Origin of the sequence: Streptomyces niphimycinicus, from assembly GCF_018883605.1 — a bacterium.
GTDB lineage: Bacteria > Actinomycetota > Actinomycetes > Streptomycetales > Streptomycetaceae > Streptomyces > Streptomyces niphimycinicus.
The window spans coordinates 23693-43796 of sequence record NZ_JAHLEM010000005.1; the positions used below are offsets into that span (position 1 = coordinate 23693).

General features: G+C 70.2%; 17 protein-coding genes and 1 pseudogene. 9 read left to right on the plus strand and 9 right to left on the minus strand.

Features of this window, described 5'->3' with window-relative positions:
* Positions 1–153 precede the first annotated feature (153 nt).
* On the minus strand, positions 154–915 hold the full coding sequence (locus KN815_RS00610) for a pirin family protein (protein WP_216339083.1): 762 nt from the start codon (positions 913–915) through the stop codon (positions 154–156).
* Positions 916–1333: 418 nt separating this feature from the next.
* Here KN815_RS00610 and KN815_RS00615 point away from each other — a divergent pair, with 418 nt between their 5' ends.
* Entirely contained in the window at positions 1334–2500 is a 1167-nt protein-coding gene (locus tag KN815_RS00615; protein WP_216339085.1) for a DSD1 family PLP-dependent enzyme, read from the plus strand.
* A 55-nt stretch (positions 2501–2555) separates the two neighbouring features.
* Here the strand turns inward: KN815_RS00615 and KN815_RS00620 are convergent, their stop codons facing one another.
* The 3 genes and pseudogenes from KN815_RS00620 to KN815_RS00625 all read right to left on the minus strand — a co-directional run bounded on the left by KN815_RS00620 (position 2556) and on the right by KN815_RS00625 (position 5585).
* Positions 2556–3971, minus strand: a complete 1416-nt coding sequence (locus tag KN815_RS00620) for an amidase (protein WP_216339087.1) — start codon at positions 3969–3971, stop codon at positions 2556–2558.
* Positions 3972–4572: 601 nt separating this feature from the next.
* Positions 4573–5073: pseudogene (locus KN815_RS49850) on the minus strand (FUSC family protein); the annotation flags it as partial.
* On the minus strand, positions 5073–5585 hold the full coding sequence (locus KN815_RS00625; RefSeq protein WP_216339089.1) for a hypothetical protein: 513 nt from the start codon (positions 5583–5585) through the stop codon (positions 5073–5075). The gene KN815_RS00625 and the pseudogene KN815_RS49850, both read right to left, overlap by 1 nt.
* Positions 5586–5649: 64 nt before the next feature.
* Here KN815_RS00625 and KN815_RS00630 point away from each other — a divergent pair, with 64 nt between their 5' ends.
* From KN815_RS00630 to KN815_RS00640, 3 genes are all read left to right on the plus strand, one after another.
* A complete protein-coding gene (locus KN815_RS00630) occupies positions 5650–5952 on the plus strand; it encodes a MarR family winged helix-turn-helix transcriptional regulator (protein ID WP_216339091.1) in 303 nt (100 codons plus the stop codon).
* 187 nt (positions 5953–6139) lie between these two features.
* Complete coding sequence (locus KN815_RS00635) at positions 6140–6517, plus strand: hypothetical protein (protein WP_216339093.1); 378 nt, start codon at positions 6140–6142, stop codon at positions 6515–6517.
* Between the two features lie 63 nt (positions 6518–6580).
* Positions 6581–7039, plus strand: a complete 459-nt coding sequence (locus tag KN815_RS00640; protein ID WP_253208653.1) for an SbtR family transcriptional regulator — start codon at positions 6581–6583, stop codon at positions 7037–7039.
* A 230-nt stretch (positions 7040–7269) separates the two neighbouring features.
* On the opposite strand, the gene KN815_RS00645 is transcribed toward KN815_RS00640, so the two are convergent.
* The gene (locus KN815_RS00645) at positions 7270–7671 is read right to left on the minus strand and encodes a RidA family protein (RefSeq protein WP_216339095.1); all 402 of its coding nucleotides are present in this window, start codon (positions 7669–7671) and stop codon (positions 7270–7272) included.
* A gap of 103 nt (positions 7672–7774) precedes the next feature.
* Here KN815_RS00645 and KN815_RS00650 point away from each other — a divergent pair, with 103 nt between their 5' ends.
* A complete protein-coding gene (locus KN815_RS00650) occupies positions 7775–8158 on the plus strand; it encodes a winged helix-turn-helix transcriptional regulator (RefSeq protein WP_216339097.1) in 384 nt (127 codons plus the stop codon).
* A gap of 188 nt (positions 8159–8346) precedes the next feature.
* Complete coding sequence (locus KN815_RS00655) at positions 8347–8982, plus strand: GDSL-type esterase/lipase family protein (protein WP_253208654.1); 636 nt, start codon at positions 8347–8349, stop codon at positions 8980–8982.
* 69 nt (positions 8983–9051) lie between these two features.
* Here KN815_RS00655 and KN815_RS00660 read toward each other — a convergent pair whose 3' ends face one another.
* From KN815_RS00660 to KN815_RS00675, 4 genes are all read right to left on the minus strand, one after another.
* Positions 9052–9960: a class I SAM-dependent methyltransferase gene (locus tag KN815_RS00660; protein ID WP_216339101.1), complete on the minus strand. Its 909-nt coding sequence runs from the start codon at positions 9958–9960 to the stop codon at positions 9052–9054.
* A 137-nt stretch (positions 9961–10097) separates the two neighbouring features.
* Positions 10098–11207, minus strand: coding sequence for an NAD(P)-dependent alcohol dehydrogenase (locus KN815_RS00665; RefSeq protein WP_216339103.1), 1110 nt, complete (start codon positions 11205–11207; stop codon positions 10098–10100).
* Positions 11204–12607, minus strand: coding sequence for an aldehyde dehydrogenase family protein (locus tag KN815_RS00670; RefSeq protein WP_216339105.1), 1404 nt, complete (start codon positions 12605–12607; stop codon positions 11204–11206). Before KN815_RS00670 ends, KN815_RS00665 begins: the two co-directional genes overlap by 4 nt.
* 8 nt (positions 12608–12615) lie before the next feature.
* Entirely contained in the window at positions 12616–13371 is a 756-nt protein-coding gene (locus KN815_RS00675; RefSeq protein WP_216339107.1) for a (5-formylfuran-3-yl)methyl phosphate synthase, read from the minus strand.
* Between the two features lie 683 nt (positions 13372–14054).
* On the opposite strand from KN815_RS00675, the gene KN815_RS00680 reads away from it, so the two are divergent.
* From KN815_RS00680 to KN815_RS00690, 3 genes are all read left to right on the plus strand, one after another.
* Positions 14055–15005: an ATP-binding cassette domain-containing protein gene (locus KN815_RS00680; protein WP_216339108.1), complete on the plus strand. Its 951-nt coding sequence runs from the start codon at positions 14055–14057 to the stop codon at positions 15003–15005.
* A gap of 12 nt (positions 15006–15017) precedes the next feature.
* A complete protein-coding gene (locus KN815_RS00685; RefSeq protein WP_216339114.1) occupies positions 15018–15806 on the plus strand; it encodes an ABC transporter permease in 789 nt (262 codons plus the stop codon).
* 273 nt (positions 15807–16079) lie between these two features.
* On the plus strand, positions 16080–20104 hold a 4025-nt coding region (locus KN815_RS00690; RefSeq protein ID WP_216339109.1), incomplete at its 3' end, for a non-ribosomal peptide synthetase.

The window sequence follows — 20104 nt, forward strand, 5'->3', positions numbered from 1 at the left end:
AGACCGGACGGCCGCGCTCGTGGCGGCCCGTCGAACTCGTCCAGTCCGCTGGGCCGCGCCCTCCCCGGGCGGGACTCGCTCGGATTCCACCCGGGGGAGGGGCTGCGTTCAGGCCCGAGGAACTGGGCTCAGGCCGTGCCCGAGGGACTGGGCTCAGGCCGTGGAGATGGCGGCGTTCATCTCCCACATGAGCACCTCGGCGCCGTCGGGGCCGCCGGTGACGCGCTGGCCCTCCGCGCCGGTGACACGGACCGCGTCGCCGGTGGCCAGTGCTCCCGCGCCCTCCAGCTCGGCGCTGCCGCGCGCGATGAAGAGGTGGACGAAGGGAGCGGTGACGATCTCCAGGGTCTCGGCGGGGCGGATGCGGGCCACGTGCAGGGCGGCATGCTTCTGCCGGATGCCGATCGCCCGCTGGTTGCCGTGCTCGGGCATACCGGAGGCGAGAGTGGCCCAGCCGCCGAGGGCGAGTTCGTCGTTGATGTCGAGCTGCTCGTAGCCGGGGCGGATACCGGACTCGTCGGGGATGGTCCACATCTGGATGAAGTGGACGGGGTCATCGTGTTCGGGCCGGCCGGTAAGGGTCCAGGAGTCGTTCTTCTCGCTGTGCAGGATGCCGGTACCGGCGCTCATCCGCTGGGCGAGGCCGGGGTAGATCACCCCGTTGTGACCCTCGGAGTCCTGGTGGACGAGGCCGCCGTCGAGGACCCAGGTGATGATCTCCATGTCCCGGTGGGGGTGGGTCTCGAAGCCGGTGCCGGGGGCGACGACATCGTCATTGGAGACCAGCAGCAGCCCGAAATGGGTGTTCTTGGGGTCCCAGTGGCGCGAGAAGGAGAAGGAGTGATGGGAGTCGAGCCAGCCGGCGCGGGTGTGGAAACGCTCGTTGGCGCGCCGGATGTCGAGCAGGGAGGCCATGGTGGTGGTGTCCTTTCTGTCCGTGCGGCCGGGGGTGTCGACCCGGTGATGTAGTTGAACGTTATACAACATCGCGAGCCGAATCATTCCCGTCACTCCCGGTCGGCCGCATCCACGGCATCCCGCATTGAGTCGTCCGCGTGCGTCCGGGGCGTCGTTGCGTCCGTTGCCCCGGGGTGGCGCCCGGTCTGCCACAGGATGGCGCCCGTATGCCCATGACGCGCTCCCCGGCCTGATGGGCCCCGGCGGACTGTCGCTCTGCTGGCCAGCCCGCCCGGACACGTAAGCTAGCGCTATTGTCTAGAAGTGGAATTTTAGTTGATGATGTGAGCGCGGGACGCGGGCCATGCCCCAGGGCGACGGTGTGCATGCGATCCGGGCGACGGGAACAACCTTCGAGAAAACGGACCTCACCCCCATGACCACCACCCCCTCCACCACTACCGGGACGCTCGCCGACCCCGACACCCCCTTCGCGGTCGTCGACGTGCACAAGGCGCTGCGCAACATCGACCGCCTCGCGGCCAGGGCCGACCACCTCGGCGTCGCCTTGCGGCCGCACGTCAAGACGGCCAAGAGCCTTGACGTTTCCGCCCTGATGCACGGCGGTGCGCCGCACCCCGTCACCGTCTCCACGCTCGCCGAAGCCGAGGCGTTCGCCGACGGCGGCTACACCGACATCACCTACGCCGTCGGCATCGCCCCCCATAAACTCCCCCGTGTGATCGCCCTGTTGCGCCGCGGTGTCACCCTCCGCGTCCTGCTGGACAGCACCGAGCAGGCCGACTTCGTCGCGGAAGCCTCCCGCCGGGAGGGCATCGGCATTCCCACCCAGATAGAGATCGACTGCGACGGCCATCGCGGCGGTCTCAAGGCCGACGCCCCCGCCCTCGTCGACATCGGTCGCACCCTGCACGACGCCGGATGCCTGGACGGTGTGCTGGCCCATGCGGGCGAGTCCTACTTCGCCTACTCCGCGGAGGAGCGGCGACTGGCGGCGAAGAACGAACGCGACACCGCCGTGGCCGCCGCCGAGAAGCTGCGCGCCGCCGGGCTGCCCGTGGCCACCGTCAGCGTCGGCTCGACGCCCACCGCACACGCCGCCGAGGATCTCACCGGCGTCACCGAGCTGCGCGCGGGCAACTACGTCTTCTTCGATCTGGTCATGGCCGGTCTCGGAGTGTGCCGGATCGACGACCTCGCGCTGTCGGTCGTCGTCACCGTCATCGGACATCGCCCCGAGTACGGCTGGATCGTCACCGACGGCGGCTGGATGGCGATGTCCCGCGACCGCGGCACCGCGACCCAGCCGCAGGACCAGGGGTACGGCCTGGTCACCGACCTGGACGGGCATCCGATCCCCGGTCTGGTGATGAGCGCCGCGAGCCAGGAACACGGCACCATCACCGCCCGCGACGGCGCCGCCCTGCCCGATCTGCCCGTCGGCACCCGCCTGCGTATCCTGCCCAACCACGCCTGCGCCACAGCCGCCCAACACCGCGGCTACCACGTCATCGACAGTGGCCGCACGGCGACGGACGCACCCGTCGTCCAGGCCGTCTGGGACCGCATCAGCGGCTGGTGACGAGTCGGCGACGGGTCGGCCGGGCGCGGCCGACACCCGCGCGCGGACGAAGGGATCAGCGACCGGCGAGGTCGGGGGAGCGGTGGCGGACGGGACTGACCGACTCCAGTGCCGCGCCCAGCCGCAGGACGGTCGCCTCGTCGAACCAGCGGGAGACGAGCTGGACACCGATCGGCAGTTGGTCGCCGGAGGCCCCGAACGGCAACGACAGCGCGGGCAGGCCGGTGAGATTGAACGGCACGGTGGCGCGCATGATGCCGCTCGCCGGTACCGTCCGGTCCCCGGCACGGAACGTCCGCTGCGCATGGGGCGGGGCCGGTACGGGGCACACGGGGCACAGCAGCGCGTCGTAGCGCTCGAAGTATCCGGCGAACAGCGAACTGAGCGCCTCAACTCGCTGTTGCGCGGCGATGTAGTCGTCCAGCGACACCTCCGGAGTGTCGATCGTGTGTTGCATGGAGATGTGCAGTTCCGACTCGCGGCCGGCGGCCACTCGCCGAAAGTACGGCCCCGTCTCCGCGGCGAACAGGATGGCGCTCAGCTCGGTCCCGTCCACCGTCTCCAGGGTTTCCAGGGGAGCGGGTTCGACGGTGCAGCCGGCTTCGCGCAGCGCATCGGCCGCGGCCGAGACCGTGGCCACCACCTCACCGTCCACGGGACCGAATCCGGGCTCGGCCATCCAGCCGACGCGCAGCCCTGCCAACTCCTTCGGAGGGTCGGTGGGGGGCGGTGAATGCCGCACCTCACCATCCGCGCCGTCGGGTCCGGACAGCAGGCGCAGCGAGGTCGCGATGTCCCGCACGCTGCGCGCCATCGGACCGACGTGCCAGTAGCGACGGGGAACATCCGGCCAGTGTCCGGTGATCGGAATTCTGCCCCGGGTTGCCTTCAGTGCGACGATCCCCGTGTCATGCGCCGGGCCACGCACCGAGATGGCGATATCGCTGCCCAGCCCGAGCGGTGACATCCCGGCGGCGATCGCGGCCGACTCACCGCCACTGGAACCGCCCGGTGTTCGTTCCACATCCCAGGGGTTGCGGCACCGGCCGATGAGCAGGTTGTCGGTTTCGGTCCAGTAGGAGAACTCGGGCAGGTTCGTCTTGGCCAGCGGAATGGCACCGGCCGCCCGAAGCCGCGCCACCGCGGTCGCGTCCGCCGCCGCGACATGGTCGCGGAAGAGCACGGAGCCACGCGTGGTCACGACGCCCTCGACGTCCAGCGCGTCCTTGACCGTGAACGGCACACCGTGGAAGGGCCCGAGCGGGGCACCGGCCGCGACCGAGTCATCAGCGGCGCGTGCCGCGGCGAGCGCCTGCTCGGTGAGCACCGTCATCATCGCGTTGAGCCGTGGGTTGACCTCGTCGATCCGGTCCAGATGCGCCCGCATCACCTCGACCGCCGACACCTGCCGTGTTCTGATCAGTTCGGCCAGCTCGGTCGCGTCCCGGTAAATGGACCTGTCGATACTCATCCAACCTCCATGTGCTGCTGGGGAAATCAATACTGCGTCTGGTCAGCTCATGCGCTTCTCGAACCGAGGGGTGGGCACGGCCGGATTCGACGCGGGTGTGACCGGCGGCTGACGGAACACCCTTGTGAGGACGCCGAGTTGGGCGTCGATCGCGGCGAGAGTCCGCATGGCCACGGCCGATGGCGCGGCGTATGGCGAGTGCGTGCGCCGCCACCTCCTCGCGCCGCCGGCCCAGGTTCGGGTCGTCGGCGAGCGCGTCCGGCGCGGAGGTGATGGCGGCGGTGAGATCACCAACAGGTCCGGCGCAGCGCCGCAGGGCCGTCATGGCACGCAGCGCCCCGAGCGCCCCGATGTGCCGCCGTCGCCGTGCGGACAGCGCGTGAGGGAGGGGCAGCGCGGCGAGGACCCGCAGCGGTGCGGTGGTGACCTCCAGTTGCTCGACGCGGTGGCGCAAGCGCGCCCGGGCCAGATGGACGGCCCGCCCGTCGCGCCAGTCGGCTTCCAGCAGCTCGATCAGGGCGGCCAGCGTGGTGGCGGTGCGGGCCCGCACCGCCGAGGAGGTGCGGATCGGCAGCACCAGCCAGGACGCCGTAACACCGATGGCCGCGCCGACCGCGATCGCCGCCAGCCGGGTGTGCAGCAAGTCCCCCGGGCTCCGCCCGAACCAGTCGTAGAGGAGCGACAGCACAGCCGTGACACAGCCCGCCCAGTACGCGTAGCTCAACTCCCGCAGCCAGGTGCCCACCGTCAGCACTGCGAAGATCAGCACCACCACGGTGTCCGACCGGGGCCCGAACGATCCGGCGACCGCCCCCGCCACCACCGTGCCGACCGATGCGCCGACCGTTCGCCACACCCCCTTCACCAGCACATCCGCGCGGCTTCGCGCACCGCTGGAGACCAGGAACGCCGTGAGGACCACCCAGGCCCAGTGGGCCGGCCACAGCATCCGGCCCGCGATGAACGCCGCGGCCAGCGCGGCCGCCATCTGCAATGCCATCCGGGTGCCGGCCGGTATCCCGCGGCGCGCCGGACCGGCTGCCGTGACCACCTCGGCCGCCGGTGGCCTGCCGACGAGGCCGATACGTTGCGCCACCCACATCAGCAGCGTCCCCAGGCGACCGCGACCAGTGCCATCACCGCCGCCCACCCGGTCCGCTCGTGCCCGCCCACGGCCCCCGTGCCACCGGGCACGACCAGGACGGCGACCAGCGGCAATGTGACGAGAGTGCCCACCCGTGCGGCGCGGAGCCCGAACCGCCGCAACCAGATCGACCCAGCCACGGCCAGGACGAACACCACGTCACCCACCTGAGGATGGTGCCGGATCAGCGTGGTCAGCTCCGTTCCGCCGGCCGCCGCGCATGGCAGCACGGCGCATGACAGAAGCCGGTCCGTCCGGTCCAGGACCCGCTGTATCCGGCCGAGAGCGGAGGCGATCACGACGCACTGCACGATGCTGTCCACGTGCGGTCCGGCCTTCTGCTCGATGAGCAGCGCACAGCCGTACGCACCGAGCACGGTGGCCATGGTCACGGCGGTTGCCCGCAGGTGCATCCACTTCGGGTCGAAGTGCGGTGTCCGGCGCAGCGGCATCGAAAACGTAAGCATCACGTAGCATCACCGCCGATGGAATATGGGCGATCGGGCCTTCAGGTGAACCCTCCTCGACGGCCCCATGTCGGCCGGTGCCCTCGCCGCCGCCGACCGTCAGCAGCCGCAATCCCTGACCCGGGTCTTCGCCGAGCTCCAACGCGACGGCCTGATCAGCCGTACGCGTGACACCCGCGACGGCCGACAGCAGGTGCTGGCGATCACGCAGGCGGGCGACGAGGCCCTCGACCGCGACATGGCACAGCGCGACGCATGGCTCGACATCGCCCTGGCCGACCTCAATGAGACCGAGCGCCAGGTCCTGTTGCTCGCCGCCCGCCTGATGGACCGCCTGGCCGACTCCCCGGCCGTTCTGCCCGGTAGCTGACACCGTTCGGCCGGCGAGGCGGCGACGATTCGCGGGCACGGCGGGGAGCGGGCATCGCTGGGGTGCTCACGTTCCCCCTCTGTCTTCGCCCAAGTGCCGTGTTTCCGGCGGAAGTTCTGCCAGCAAGATCGAATAGCTGCTTTAATTGGCGTAGCTGATCGTGAGTCCCGGCCCTCGGAAGGCAGCCATGGTGTCCCCCGTCCTCTACCAGTCCCGCTCCCGTGCCGACGTCCCGTTCGAGGCTGCCGCCGACGCCGGCGTTCTCCGCGTCATGTCCGACTCCCGTACTCCGGTGTTTCTCACCGTGCACGCACGTGGCCGCCGCAGGTACGGCTACTGGCAGCCGTACGACCATGCCGCCGACAGGGGAGGCTGCTACGTCGCTCTGCCCACCCCCGTATGCGACAGGCTGTACTCCCAGGGGCGGATCACCCTCGGTGACCCCCTCGTGGATCCGGGCAAGACCACGTACCGCGTCCGGCCCGCCAATGACCCGGTCGCGCCGGTGCGCATCCCGGTGGCGCCCCTGCCCGCGGTGGCGGCGGCACAGACACTTGCTGCGTGACGCTCCGGCGCGTCTTCCCCGTCGGCCCACCCGGCCGGAAACGTTGGCTGCCAGGCTTGCACGGTGGGCCGGACGACGACCTCGCTGATGTCGACGCCGGCGGGCTGCTCGATGGCGTATCCGATCGCCGACGCGATGGCGGCCGGCTGGATGGCAATCTCGTCGCGCTGTCGGGCTGCCGTCGCCGCTGCCTGTCGCGACCATCGCGTCGAAGCCCTGCGCGCTTGGAAACGCCTCTTCCTGGACTACGTCACCGCGAAATTCGGCATGGCCGACGCGTTGCGTGCCATCGCCGCCGAGGGAAGCAACCCCTACGGCCACAGCCGGGAGATGGTCCAGGCTGCCATCCCCGCCCTGATGGACGCGTGTGCAGCCGCCGGGACGATCCGCACCGACATCAGCCCCACCGATATGGGCGCCGCCCTCGAAGGCATCGCCCTCACCTCGGGCATGCCCGAACACCGGGAGCGGGCCGAGCGCCTACTCGACCTCACGCTGGACGGACTGAGGGCCCGTCCGTGATGGCGCGGGCTCGGAGTCTCGATGCGACAGCGGATCGGGAGGCACCGGGCCGTCGCCGCCGAGCCGTCGGCCCACTGGCCCGGTTCGTGGTCAGGGGGCCAGTGGGCGGCGGCGGCGGCGACGGCGGCGGCGACGGCAGAATTGTCCAGGGCGCGCCAGGGCAAGCGGCAAGCTCGATATCGGCCGGCTATGGCCGGCCGCCGCCCGGTGTGCGGCCGTGATGGACAGGCTCAGGCGGGCAGCTTCGTGTCGACGATGAAGCTGATCTCGATGACCTGGCCGGGGAAGGTCAGTTCGGTGACGCCGAGGACCGTGCTGACCGGGCGGTGGTCGCCGAAGTACGCCAGGTTGCCCTCGGCGGTCGCCGCGGCGCGCTGTAGCAGGTTCACCACATACAGGGTCTGCGAGATGACCTGGTTCCGGGTGACGCCGTAGTGGTCCAGGACCTTGTCCAGGTTGATGTAGGTCTGCTCGAGCTGGGCCGCGAAGTCGCCCGCGTAGCGGAACTCACCCGTCTCGTCGAGCGAGAGCTGTCCCGAGACGTGGATGAGATCGCCGGACCTGATCGCCTGCGAGTAGCCGAAGTCGCTCTCGGCCGGCACGTGGTGATTGAAGACATCGTGGGTGGCCAATGGTGCTCGCCCTTTCTTTCATGCTCTCTTATAGTTACTGGGGAACTGTAGGAGAGTGGAAGCCGACCTGGAAGAACGCACTTTTCGGTGACTGGGGAACCTGATGGTGACCAAGCAACTGCTCAAGGGCCTGCCCGAGGACGCGGACCTGAGGCGCGCGGACTCTCTGGCACGGGAGATCTTCTCGGACGTCGCCAATAAGTGGGCGTTCCTGATCATCGAGGCGCTCGGTGAGCGAACTCTGCGCTTCAGTGAGTTGCGGAAGGACGTCGAGGGCGTCAGCCATAAGATGCTCACCCAGAATCTGCGCATGCTGGAGCGCAACGGCCTGGTCGAGCGGAAGGTCCACCCCACCGTGCCGCCCCGGGTCGAGTACACCCTCACCGAGCCGGGCCAGGCCCTGCGCGCGACGGTCGACGGCATGTGCGGCTGGACCCACCAGTACCTAGGTCACATCGAGGACGCGCGCCGTCGCTTCGGCGCCTGACGGGCGCCCAGCATGTCGGTGGCGCATCGGGGGCTTGTCGGTCCGACGTCGGTGGGGTCCGGCACCTTTCGGGAGGTCCTGGCGGGTGCTCATACCGCCGGGATATCACCGTTCTCATTCGGTTTCCTCTCCCCACCCGAGTTTCAGGAGCGCGCATGACGATCACTGTCCGACCGGGAAGCACCGTGATGTTCACCGGCGATTCGATCACCGACTGCCAACGGCTGGAGAGCGAAGACGGCCTGGGATTCGGCTACCCGCTGCGCGTCGCGGGCGAATGGGGACTCCGGCATCCGGACCGGCCCGTGACCTGGCTGAACACCGGAATCGGGGGCAACAAGGTGATGGACCTCGAGGCCCGCTGGCAGACAGACGTGCTCGACGCGCGCCCGGATGTCGTGTCGATCCTCGTCGGAGTCAACGACATGGGCTGGCACACCCTGGACCCGAAGGGGTACGTGATCCCGGCGGAGGAGTTCGAAGCGGGTTATGACCGCCTGCTCGCGCCCCTCGCCGAGGCGGGCACGAAGCTGATCCTCATCGAGCCGTTCCTCCTGCCGATCCACGGCATGGTCGAGGCCGGTGCCGGTGTCGTGCGCATCGGAGAGAAAGAGCGCAAGGAGTGGCGCATCGATCTGGACCCGAAGATCCAGGTCGTGCGCGAACTCGCCCGCAAGTACGGCGCGCGGCTGCTCGCCGCCGACGGCATGTTCGCCGAGCTCGCCGCGACGACCGGGCCGGAGTACTGGGCCGCGGACGGCGTACATCCGACGCCGGCCGGTCATGCCGCACTCGCGGCGGCCTGGCTTCGCCTCGTCGAGTGAACCCGGTGCGGCACGCGTCGTACACCTTCGATGTGCGGACCGGCATGGCGAGACCGTCCGACGGCGGCGTTACGGCCGGGGCTTGTTCGCGAACACCCACCGGTTGCCCGCCAGTGCGTCGTTCTGCTCGGGCAGCGGGCCGCGCCCGTGGCGGCGGGTGAAGTCGAAGGGGGTGTGGACCGATGTGGACCAGCCCTTGTCCGCCAGATCACCCGCGGAGTCGGGGCGCGGCTCGCTGTCGAACAGATTGAGCAGGTCGATGCCGATCTGGTCTTTCGTAGAGGTGTAGAGCGGGCTGTCGCGGTAGGCCAGCAAGTCCTTCTCGAGCTTGACCTCGAACGCCAGGGCGCTGCCGCCGGTGCTCAACAGGTCCACCGTGTCGATGAGGTACCTTTCGGCGGCGCCCGGCAGGTAGAACAGGAGCCCCTCGGCCAGCCAGACGCTCGGTGCGGCCTTGTCGAAGCCGGCGTCGGTCAGCGCTCCGACCCAGTCGGCGCGCAGATCGATCGGGATCGGTACGCGCGCCGCCTTCGGGGTGGCCGGCAGTCCGCCGAGCACCTGGTGCTTGAACGCCAGCACGCCTTCCCTGTCGATCTCGAAGATCACACACCCGGGAGGCCAGTCGAGCCGGAACGCCCGTGTGTCCAACCCCGCCCCGAGCAACACCACTTGGCGGGCGCCTCCCGCCTGTACCGACCGGAGGAGAAAGTCGTCGAGGACCCTCGTCCGCAGTCCGAAGTAGCGCGCGAATCGCCCCCACAGCGGATCCGCGTCTCCGGCCGGAACCTGTTGTATGCGGACCGGCCAGTCCGCGCACGCCGGTGCGGCGAGCACGAAATGCTCCGCGAAGACATCCCGTGCCAGGCTGTCGTGGCGGTGGGTCTCGATCGCCCGTGCCGCGGCGACCAGGAGTGCGGTCAGGCCCACACCCCCTTCCACGCCTTCCACACCGGCGCTCCGATGCGCTGTGCCGACCATGTGTCCTCCCTTGGCGCGAGCAGAGACTACGAACAGTGAGGAATCCGAGGAATCCGAGGAATCCGAGGAATACGAGGAATCCGAAGTACGCATGATGTGGCGGTCGATCGGATGGGCGGTGGCGTCGAGCGCCTCGCTCATCGGCCCGTCCGCTCCGGAATCAGGACGGGTTTGACCACGCGGCCCGCGTCGCAGTCGCGTTCGGCCTCATTGATATCGGCGAGCGGGTAGGTACGGATCAACTGGTCGAAGGGAAACCGCCCGGCCTGCCACAGCGCGGTCAGCCGTGGAATCAGCAGTCCGGGCACCGCGTCCCCCTCACAGATGTGGGAGATCCTCCGGCCCCGGTCCAGCGTGCCCGGTTCGAGCGGCAGCGCGGTGTGGAGCCGGGCCACCAGGCCGAGGTGGCCGGTGGGGCGCAGGGCCCGCAGCGCGTCGTTGATGAGCTGGGCGGAGCCCGTGGTGTCCAGTGCGTACCGCGCGCCACCGTCGGTCAGTTGCCGGATGCGCTCGGGCAGGCCGGCCGACGCGGCGGGCAGCGGGCTCGCGCCGAGCCGCTCGGCGAGGGCCAGCCGTTCGGGGTGCCGGTCGACGGCCACGGTCACCGCCCCGGTGGCGGTGGCCGCCATCACCGCGGCCAGGCCCACCGCTCCCGCGCCGAAGACCGCGATGCTGTCGCCGGGGCCGGCACCGAAGGAGTTGAAGACCGCTCCGGCGCCGGTGAGGAAGCCGCAGCCGAGCGGTCCGAGCAGTTCGATGGGCAGCGAGGAGTCGACCCGGACGGCGTTGCGGGCCGGGACCATCGCGTATTCGGCGAACGAGGACTGGCCGAACCACCGGGGGGCCAAGGGGGCCCCTGCCGCGTCGGTGAACCGTGCCGTGTTCTCCGTGCGCCCTCCGAAGAGGTTGAGCGAGGCGAAGGAGTCGCAGTAGGCGGGGGCCGCGCCCAGACAGCTCCGGCAGTGTCCGCAGGAGTCGAAGCTCAGCACGACATGGTCGCCGACGCTCAGGCCGGTGTCCGGGCCGCCCGTCTCCACCACGACCCCGGCCCCCTCATGGCCGAGCACCGCAGGCAGTGGTGAGCGGCCCGCCGAACGCCGGACCGCCAGATCGGTCCGGCACATCCCGCAGCCCGCGATCCTGACCAGGATCTCGCCGTCGGCCGGCCCCGCGCCCAAGCTCACCTCCTCGACGGCGAAGGGGCTCTCGTACGAGCGCAGTACCGCCGCACCGAACCTCTTCGTCACGCCTCCTCCGGACGGTGCACGACAAACGGCCTGAGGTTTCCGTAGAGCCCCCACGGCCCGCCCGCGACGCCGACACCGCTGTCCTTGATGCCCGCGAAGGGCTGGGCGAGGGACAGTTCGGCGTGGTGGTTGACCCACGCCGTCCCGCACTCCAGCCGGCCGGCCACCGCCTCGGCCCGGTCGAGGTCGGTCCCCCATACCGAGCCGCCCAGCCCGAAGCCGGTGTCGTTGGCCGCCTCGACGGCTTCGTCCAGGCGCCCGTACGGCAGCACCGGCAGGACCGGGCCGAACTGCTCCTCCGTCACCACCGGGCTGCCGGGCGGGACATCGGCCAGGATCGTCGGGGCGAAGAAGTAGCCCGGCCCCTCCAGCCGGTGACCACCGGCCACGGCTCTGGCACCGTCCGCCAGGGCCTGGGCCGTGCAGCGCTCGACCCGCTCCAACTGGGGAGCGTTGCCGACCGGCCCCAGTTGCGAGCCCGGGTCGAGTCCGGGTCCGACGACGACGGTCTTCGCGCGCTCCGCGAGGGCCTCGACCACCTGGGAGTAGAGCCGGGCCGGGGCGTAGACGCGCTTGACCGCCATGCAGACCTGCCCGCAGTTGCGGAACGCCGCCCAGAACAGCCGGTCCGCGATCCGCTCCACCGCCACGTCCTCCAGCAGGATGGCGGCGTCGTTGCCGCCCAGCTCCAGGGTGACCCGGGCGAGCGAGGCCGCCGCGCCCTCGGCGACGGCCCGGCCGGTGGGAATCGAACCGGTGAAGGTCACATGGCGGATTCCCGGATGGGACGCGAGGCGGGCACCGAGGGGTTCGCGACCGGTGACGATCGTCAGTACGTCCTGGGGGAGGGCGGCGGAGAGGACGGCCCCCAGCAGCCGTGTGGCCAGGGGCGTGAACGGGGAGGGCTTGAGCACCATCGTGTTGCCCGCGGCGAGCGCGGGCGCGAACTTCGCCGACGCGAGCTGGAGGGGAAGGTTCCACGGGACGATCGCGGCGACGGGCCCGAGCGGTCGCCAGCGGAGTTCGGTGCGCACCGGCCGGCCGTCTGTGATCGGCTCGGGCACCGGGCCCAGTTCGGCGAAGTAGCGCAGGCGGGCCGCCGTGCGGGCGATCTCCGCGTACGACTCGGCCAGGGGCTTGCCCTGCTCACGGGTGAGCAGCGGAGCGAGGTCGGCCCCGGCCGCCTCCACGGCGTCGGCCGCCGCGAACAGCGCGGTGGTGCGGGCGACGGGGTCGGCCCGCCAGCCGCGCCAGGCATCGTGGGCCCGGCCGACGATGGCGTCCAACTCCTCCGGCCGCTGGTCGGGAGCCTCGTCGAAGGCCGTGCCCGTCGCCGGATCGAGAACGGCGAAGCGCTCGCCGAGGGGCCCCGGCGTGCGACGGGGCTGCTGTGTCGGCATGTTCGCGGTCAGCTCGCGGTGGCGACGGTGGCCGCGTAGTCCCGGGCGTGCCGGTCCATCTCCGCCCGGAAGGCCGCCACCAGTCGCGGCTGAATCCTTCCGGCATCGCGGTCGCCACCCTCGCAGACCGCCCCGCGCACCCCCACGATGTCCGTGCCGATGCGGGTGAGTTCGCCGAGGTCGCCGGCCTTGACGCTGCCCGCGAGGGCGGCGAGCAGCTCGGCCTCGTGGGTCAGCCGGACGAACTCCGCGCAGACATCGGGCGGAACGTGGTCGAACAGCCGTGTTCCGTCCTTGACGGCGGTGTCGAGCATGGCCGCGTCGGAACCGGAGCGGCGGGCGATGTCGGGCAGTGCGAGCGGGTTGACACAGCCGATCCGGTGGGCGTCGGCATAGCCCGAGGCGACGACGAACGCGTCCGGCCGGTAGTCCTTCACCGCCCGGACGACCCCGCGCATGACATCGATGGCCTGGTCGGGCGTCGCGCATCCGTAGAGGCCGACCTTGATGTAGGTGGCTCCGGAGACGGCCGCACCGAGCGCCGCCTGGGCCACCGTGCCGGGCTTGTACGGCACGTCTCCCACGGTGGCGGATACCGGCTTGTCCGCCGGGACCGCGTCGCGGATCTCCCTGATGACCCACGGGAAGTTCGCACCGAGCGAGCCCTCGTCGGGCTTTTTGACATCGACGATGTCGAGGTGCTCGGCCGCCTTGGCGCAGTCGAGGGCCTCGTCGACGCTGTCCGGGGAGATGAGAAGCAACAACGTACATTCCTTCCACCGCGTATCCACCCGCCACAGGGCAGGTGTGCGGAGTCGTGGATTACGTGCGGTTCGCTCATCATTGCCGCGGCCCGTGGCCACCGGCAGGGCGCGCGGAGTCCGAACGGGTCACTGCATGACGCACCCGCGCCCCCAACGCACGGTCTGCGCCGTTTCGAAGCAGCCGCGTGCGTTGTGAGCCTCGTGACGCCTCGGCCGGCTGTGAGATGACGCACTGGCGGTTGCCTCGCCTGAGAAGATCGCCAGAATTTACGCGATGTTCCCCGAGTGGATAAAGCCGGTGGGCCACCGGAACGACAGATGTCCGACCGTCATGTCCACGGGCGCGATCGGGCGTTGGCGGCGGCAAGCGGTGCGGCGGTATGAGGGTAAATCGGATATGGCCCCGGGGTCTCGCTCCCTCATCACTTGCCGTTGATCAATAAATTACCGACCGGTATTGGGTCATGGTCCGGACGGGCCTTGCCAGGTGTGTGTGCCGACTGCTTAAGTGACGCTGCCGTCCGCCAAGGAATTCTCTGGTGACGGCCTATCGCTTTAATGAACGGGGGCCACGTACTTTTTAATTGCTGTTGGCGTACGCCACTCGTCGCCGCCATGCGCCCATTGCGTATGGGCGGGCGATGCAATGCAATGTATGTTCCAAGTGCGTGAGGTGTGAATTCGTGGATATAGCCATAGAGGCCGAGGGGATCCGTAAGAGATACGGGGACCACGAGGCGCTGCGCGGCGTGGACCTGTCCGTTCCGGCGGGAACACTCCTCGGCCTGCTCGGCCCCAACGGAGCGGGCAAGACGACGACGGTGCGGGTGCTGGCCACGCTGCTGGAGGCCGACGAGGGCCGCGCGAGTGTCGCCGGATACGACGTACGCACTCAGCCCCGCGAGGTGCGCCGCAGGATCGGCCTCACCGGTCAGTACGCGGCCCTCGACGAAAGGCTCACCGGTCGGGAGAACCTCCAGCTCGTCGGGGTGCTCCACCGCCTGGGCCGCCGCGGGGCGAAGGCTCGCGCCGAGGTGCTGCTCGACCGGCTCGGCCTGGGCCAGTTCGCCGACCGCACGGTCAAGACGTACTCCGGTGGCACCCGGAGACGGCTGGACCTGGCCGCCAGCCTCATCGCCGACCCCAAGGTGCTCTTCCTCGACGAGCCGACCACCGGCCTCGACCCGACCAGCAGACTCATCCTCTGGGACATGATCCGCGAGCAACTGGCCGGCGGTGTCACGGTCCTGATGACCACCCAGTACCTCGAAGAGGCCGATCAGCTCGCCGACCGGATCGCGGTGATCGACGGCGGACGCGTGATCGCCGACGGCACTTCGGACGAACTCAAGGCCAAGGTGGGTGGCGAACGCCTCGAGGTGACCGTGCAGGACGACGCCGCGATCCCCGCGGCCGTCACCGCCCTGCGGGAGGTCACCGCCATGGAGCCGGTCGTCGAACAACCCGGACGGATGGTTTCCGTGGCCCTCTGCGACCAGCTCAAAACAGTCGCCGAGGCCGCCTCCGCCCTGGACGCCGCCCAGGTGCGACCCATCGGATTCGCCGTACGCCGGCCCTCGCTCGACGATGTGTTCCTCGCCCTTACCGGCGGCACCACCAGCAAGGAAGGGTAGGGCGTGGGCACCATGGAACTCGTCAGCGACGTCTCCGCACTGTTCGGCCGCCATATGCGGCATCTGGCCCGCATTCCGGAGAAGCTCCTCAGCGTGACGCTGATGCCGGTCGCGTACGTGATCGTCTTCGGCGTGCTGTTCGGCAGCGCGATCTCCGTTCCGGGCAGCGACTACCGCTCGTATCTGATGGCCGGCATCTTCACTCAGATGATGCTCACCAATGTGGGCAACACCGCGCTGGGTGTCGCCGGAGACCTCGGTAACGGAGTGGTCGACCGCTTCCGCTCCCTCCCCATGTCCCGGTCGGCCGTGCTGATCGGGCGCACCCTCTCCGATGTGGCGCTCGCCGTCATCGCCTGCGTCACGATGGCCATCGTCGGATACCTCATCGGCTGGCGGGTGCACCAGGGCATCCCCAAGGCCATCGCCGGATTCGGCATCCTGCTGCTGCTCGGCTACGCCATGTCCTGGCTGGGCGCCCTCATCGGACTGCTGGCGCGCAGCGCCGAAGCGGTCAACTCCATCGCGTTCATGCTGGTCATGCCGCTCACCTTCCTCTCCAACGCGTTCATTCCGCTGAACGGTCTGCCGGGCTGGCTGCGGCTGCTGTGCGAGTGGAACCCGGTGAGTGCCGTGGTGGCCGCCTGCCGCGAACTCTTCGGCAACACCTCGACCGGCACCGGTAAGAGCGCCCTCCCCGTCCAGTACCCCATCCCGCTGTCCCTCGCGCTGATCGCGCTGCTGCTCGCCATCGTCGTCCCCGCCGCTGTCGGCGCCTATCGCAAGGCCGCCGCCCGCTGAGGCACCGCGGGCCCGTCCGGGCCCGCCCGGAATGTGCGTGGAGCCCTCGCGCCGGGTTCTCCGTCCCCACCGCCATTCCCTGTGCCGGCGCTGAGAATTCAGGCGTTCTCCGCTTGGTATATCGCTTGCGGATCGACATCTCGCAGTGGAAGTCATTTCACTTCCATGAACTTGCCGAGATGTGGTTGACTTCCGAATTTGTCGCGTCGGATGAATCATGCGTCCCAGTGATTCATCATCGATGCGCCATCGCCCGATCAGGACGGATGAACCATGACCGGTTATCAGATTGCCAGCCTGCCGCTCACGGCCGCGCAGTCCGGTATCTGGCTCGCCCAACGGCTTCAGCCCACGAATTCCCTCTTCAACATCGCCGAATACATCGATATTCACGGCGAAATCGACCCAGAGATTTTCGAAAGCGCGCTGCGCCGCACCGTGGCCGAGGCCGAGACCCTGCGGATCCGGCTCCTGGAGGAGGACGGCCAGGCGGCGCAGGTGGTCGAGGAGCACGTCGACTGGACCCTGCCCTTCATCGACGTCAGCCACGAGGACGATCCCCGCGCGAGCGCCGAGAGCCATATGCGCGCCGAGATGCGCCGGCCGGTGGATCCCACTGCCGGTCCGCTGTTCGCCTTCGCGCTGTTCAAGGCGGCGGACGACCGGTACTTCTGGTACCAGCGCTACCACCACATCGTCATGGACGGCCTCGGCCTCTCCCTGGTCGGCCGCCGTGTCGCCGAGCTGTACACGGCCCTCGCGGCCGGACTGCCCTGCCCCGGGACGCCGTTCGGATCACTGGCCGAACTCCTCGGCGACGAGGCCGCGTACCGGGACTCCGACCGGTTCACCCGCGACCGCGCGTACTGGATGGCACGCTTCGCCGAGCTGCCCGCCGCCACCAGCCTGGCCGACCACACCCCGGCGCTCCCCGAACGGTTGGCGCGCCGCACCGCCTTTCTCGACGAGCCGACGCTGGCCGGGTTGCGCGCCACCGCACGCGAGGCGGAGGTCGCCTGGCCCGCCGTCCTCGTCGCCGCACTCGGCGTCTATCTGCACCGGATGACCGGCAACCGTCAGGTCGTCCTCGGCCTGCCCGTGATGGCCCGGTCCGCCGGACGCGCCCGCACCATCCCCGGGATGATGTCCAACGTCCTGCCGTTCCGGCTGGACCTGCACCCCGGCACCACCGTGGCGCAGGCCGCCCGACTGGCCTCCAAGGAACTGCGCGGCGCGCTGAAACACCAGCGGTACCGCGCCGAGGACCTGCGACGCGACCTCGAACTCTCCGGTGACGAGCACCGCCTCATCGGCCCGCACATCAATATCGTCATGGTCGACTACGACCTGACCTTCGCCGGTCACCGCGGCAGCGTGCACAATCTCGGCGGCGGGCCCGTCGACGATCTGTCGCTCGTGGTGGACGGCCGGGTCGCCACGGAGCCGGGCCCGCCCGGAAGCTGCGAGAGCGCGGCCGGCGGGCTGCGCATCGACCTGGACGGCAATCCGGAGCTGTACGGCCTCGAGCGACTCGCCGACCACCAGCGGCGCTTCCTCGACCTCCTCGGCCACTTCGCCCACGCCGCACCCGACACCCCCATCGGCCGGATCGATCTGCTGGCCCCCGAGGAACGCGGGCGCGTCCTGGACGAGTGGAACGCCACCGCGCGGAAGGTGCCGGACACCTCGCTCCCCGAGCTGTTCGAGGCCCAGGTGGCCCGCACCCCGCAGGCCCCCGCGGTGGTCTTCGAGGGCCGTACGCTGACCTACGCCGAGCTCAACGGGCGCGCCAACCGGCTCGCCCATCTGCTGATCGGACACGGCGCCGGTCCGGAGAGCCTCGTGGCGCTCTCCATGCCCCGCTCCGACGAGATGATGGTGGCGCTGCTCGCCGTCCTCAAGGCTGGAGCCTCCTACCTTCCGGTGGACCCCGGCTACCCGGCCGAGCGGATCGCCTACATACTCGACGACGCCGGACCGGCGATCGTGCTCACGGCCGACGGTGACACCACGGGCGGCGACGGCCACGTCACACTGCGCCTGGACGTCCCCGAGACGGCCGAACTGCTCGCCGGGCAGCCGGACCGCAACCCCGTCGACGCCGACCGCACCACCCCGCTCAGGCCACAGCACCCCGCCTATGTGATCTACACCTCGGGTTCCACCGGCCGCCCCAAGGGCGTCATGGTGTCCCAGGCCGCCGCCGTCGACCTCGCCACCTGGGCGGCCACCGACATCGGACCCCGGGAGCTGAGACGGGTCCTCGCGTCCACCTCGCTCAACTTCGACGTCTCCGTCTTCGAGATGTTCGGGCCGCTGTGCGGCGGCGGGAGCATCGAAGTGGTGCGCGACCTGCTCGCGCTCACCGAGCGCACGGCGGACGGCTGGTCGGGCAGCCTGATCAGCGCCGTCCCCTCGGCGTTCGCCCAGGTGCTGGCACACGGCGAGGTGAGCACCTCCGCAAAGACCGTCGTCCTGGCCGGGGAGGCCCTCTCGGCACACGCCGTCGTCGCCATCCGGCACGCCATCCCGGGCTGCCGCATCGCCAACATCTACGGCCCGACCGAGGCCACCGTCTATGCGACCGCCTGGTACAGCGATCGTGAGGCGGACCCCGGCGACCAGGCACCACCCATCGGCCGGCCCATCTCCAACACCCGGGTGTATGTGCTGGATTCGGCGCTCCAGCCGGTGCCCGTCGGCGTCACCGGAGAGCTCTACATCGCGGGCGAGGGCCTTGCCCGGGGGTATGTGCGGCGTGCGGGGTTGACGGCGGAGCGGTTTGTGGCGGATCCGTATGGCGGGGCGGGTGCGCGGATGTATCGCACGGGTGATGTGGTGCGGTGGCGGGCGGATGGGAATGTGGAGTTTGTCGGGCGCGCCGATGAGCAGGTGAAGGTGCGTGGTTTCCGGATCGAGCTGGGGGAGATCGAGGCGGTTCTCGCCCGGCATCCGCAGGTCCGGCAGACGGCGGTGATCGCTCGCGAGGACCGCGCGGGTGTGAAGCAGCTCGTGGCGTATGTGGTGGCCGAGGGCGACCCCGCTGTGGCCGAGTGGCGCGAGCATGTGGCCGCGGAACTGCCCGAGTACATGGTTCCGGCCGCCTTCGTCACGCTGGATCGGCTGCCGCTGACGCCCAACGGCAAACTGGACCGCCGGGCTCTCCCGGCGCCCGACTTCGGGCCGACCGTCACCGGGCGGGCTCCCGCGACCCCGCGCGAGGAGGCGTTGTGCGCGGTGTTCGCGGATGTGCTGGGGCTGTCGGGTGTCGGGGCGGACGACAACTTCTTCGATCTGGGCGGGGACAGTATCGTCTCCATTCAGCTCGTCAGCCGGGCCCGTGCCGCCGGGCTGGTCTTCACCCCGCGCGATGTCTTCCAACGCCCCACCGTGGCCGCGCTCGCCGCGGCCGCCACGGACGCGGACACCATCTCGACAGCGACCCCCGACCAGGGCATCGGTGTGGTGCCGCCGACTCCGATCGTGCACTGGCTGCGGGAGCGCGGCGGGCCGGTGGACGGTTTCCATCAGTCGGTGTTGGTGCGTACGCCCGCCGGGCTGACCCTTGAGCGGTTGACGGCCGGGTTGCAGGCGGTGCTCGACCACCATGACGCGCTGCGGATGCGGCTCGGACGCGAGGGCGATGGTGTCTGGGGGCTGGAGACCGGACCGCGGGGCACGGTCGACGCGGCCGATGTGATCACACGGGTGACCGACCCGGAGGAGCTGCACCGGGATCCGCTGGAAGACAGGCCGCTGAGACCTGAGGCCGGTGAGATGGTCCGGGCCGTATGGCTCGACAACGGCGCGCACGCCCCCGGCCGGTTGCTGCTGGTGGCGCATCATCTGGTGGTCGACGGGGTCTCCTGGCGGATTCTGCTGCCGGACTTGGCCGCGGCGGTGGAGGGGCGTGAGCTGGAGCCGGTCGGCACCTCGCTGCGGGGCTGGGCCGAACACCTCACCACCCTCGCCGGGCATCCCTCCCGACTGGCCGAACTTCCCCTGTGGACGGGCATGTTCGCGGGCCCGGACCCATTGCTGGGCCGACGGGCGCTTGATCCGGCGCGGGACACGGCCGCCACGGTCCGCCACCTTCGGCTGACGTTGCCGCCGGAGCGGACGGAGCCTCTGCTGACGCGAGTGCCCGCCGCCTTCCACGGTGGCGTGAACGACGTCCTGCTGACGGCCCTGGCGCTGGCGGTGGCCGACTGGCGGCGGCGCAGGGGCCACGCGGAGGCCACCGGTGTGCTGGTGGACCTGGAGGGCCATGGCCGGGAGGACGTCGTCGAGGGCGCCGA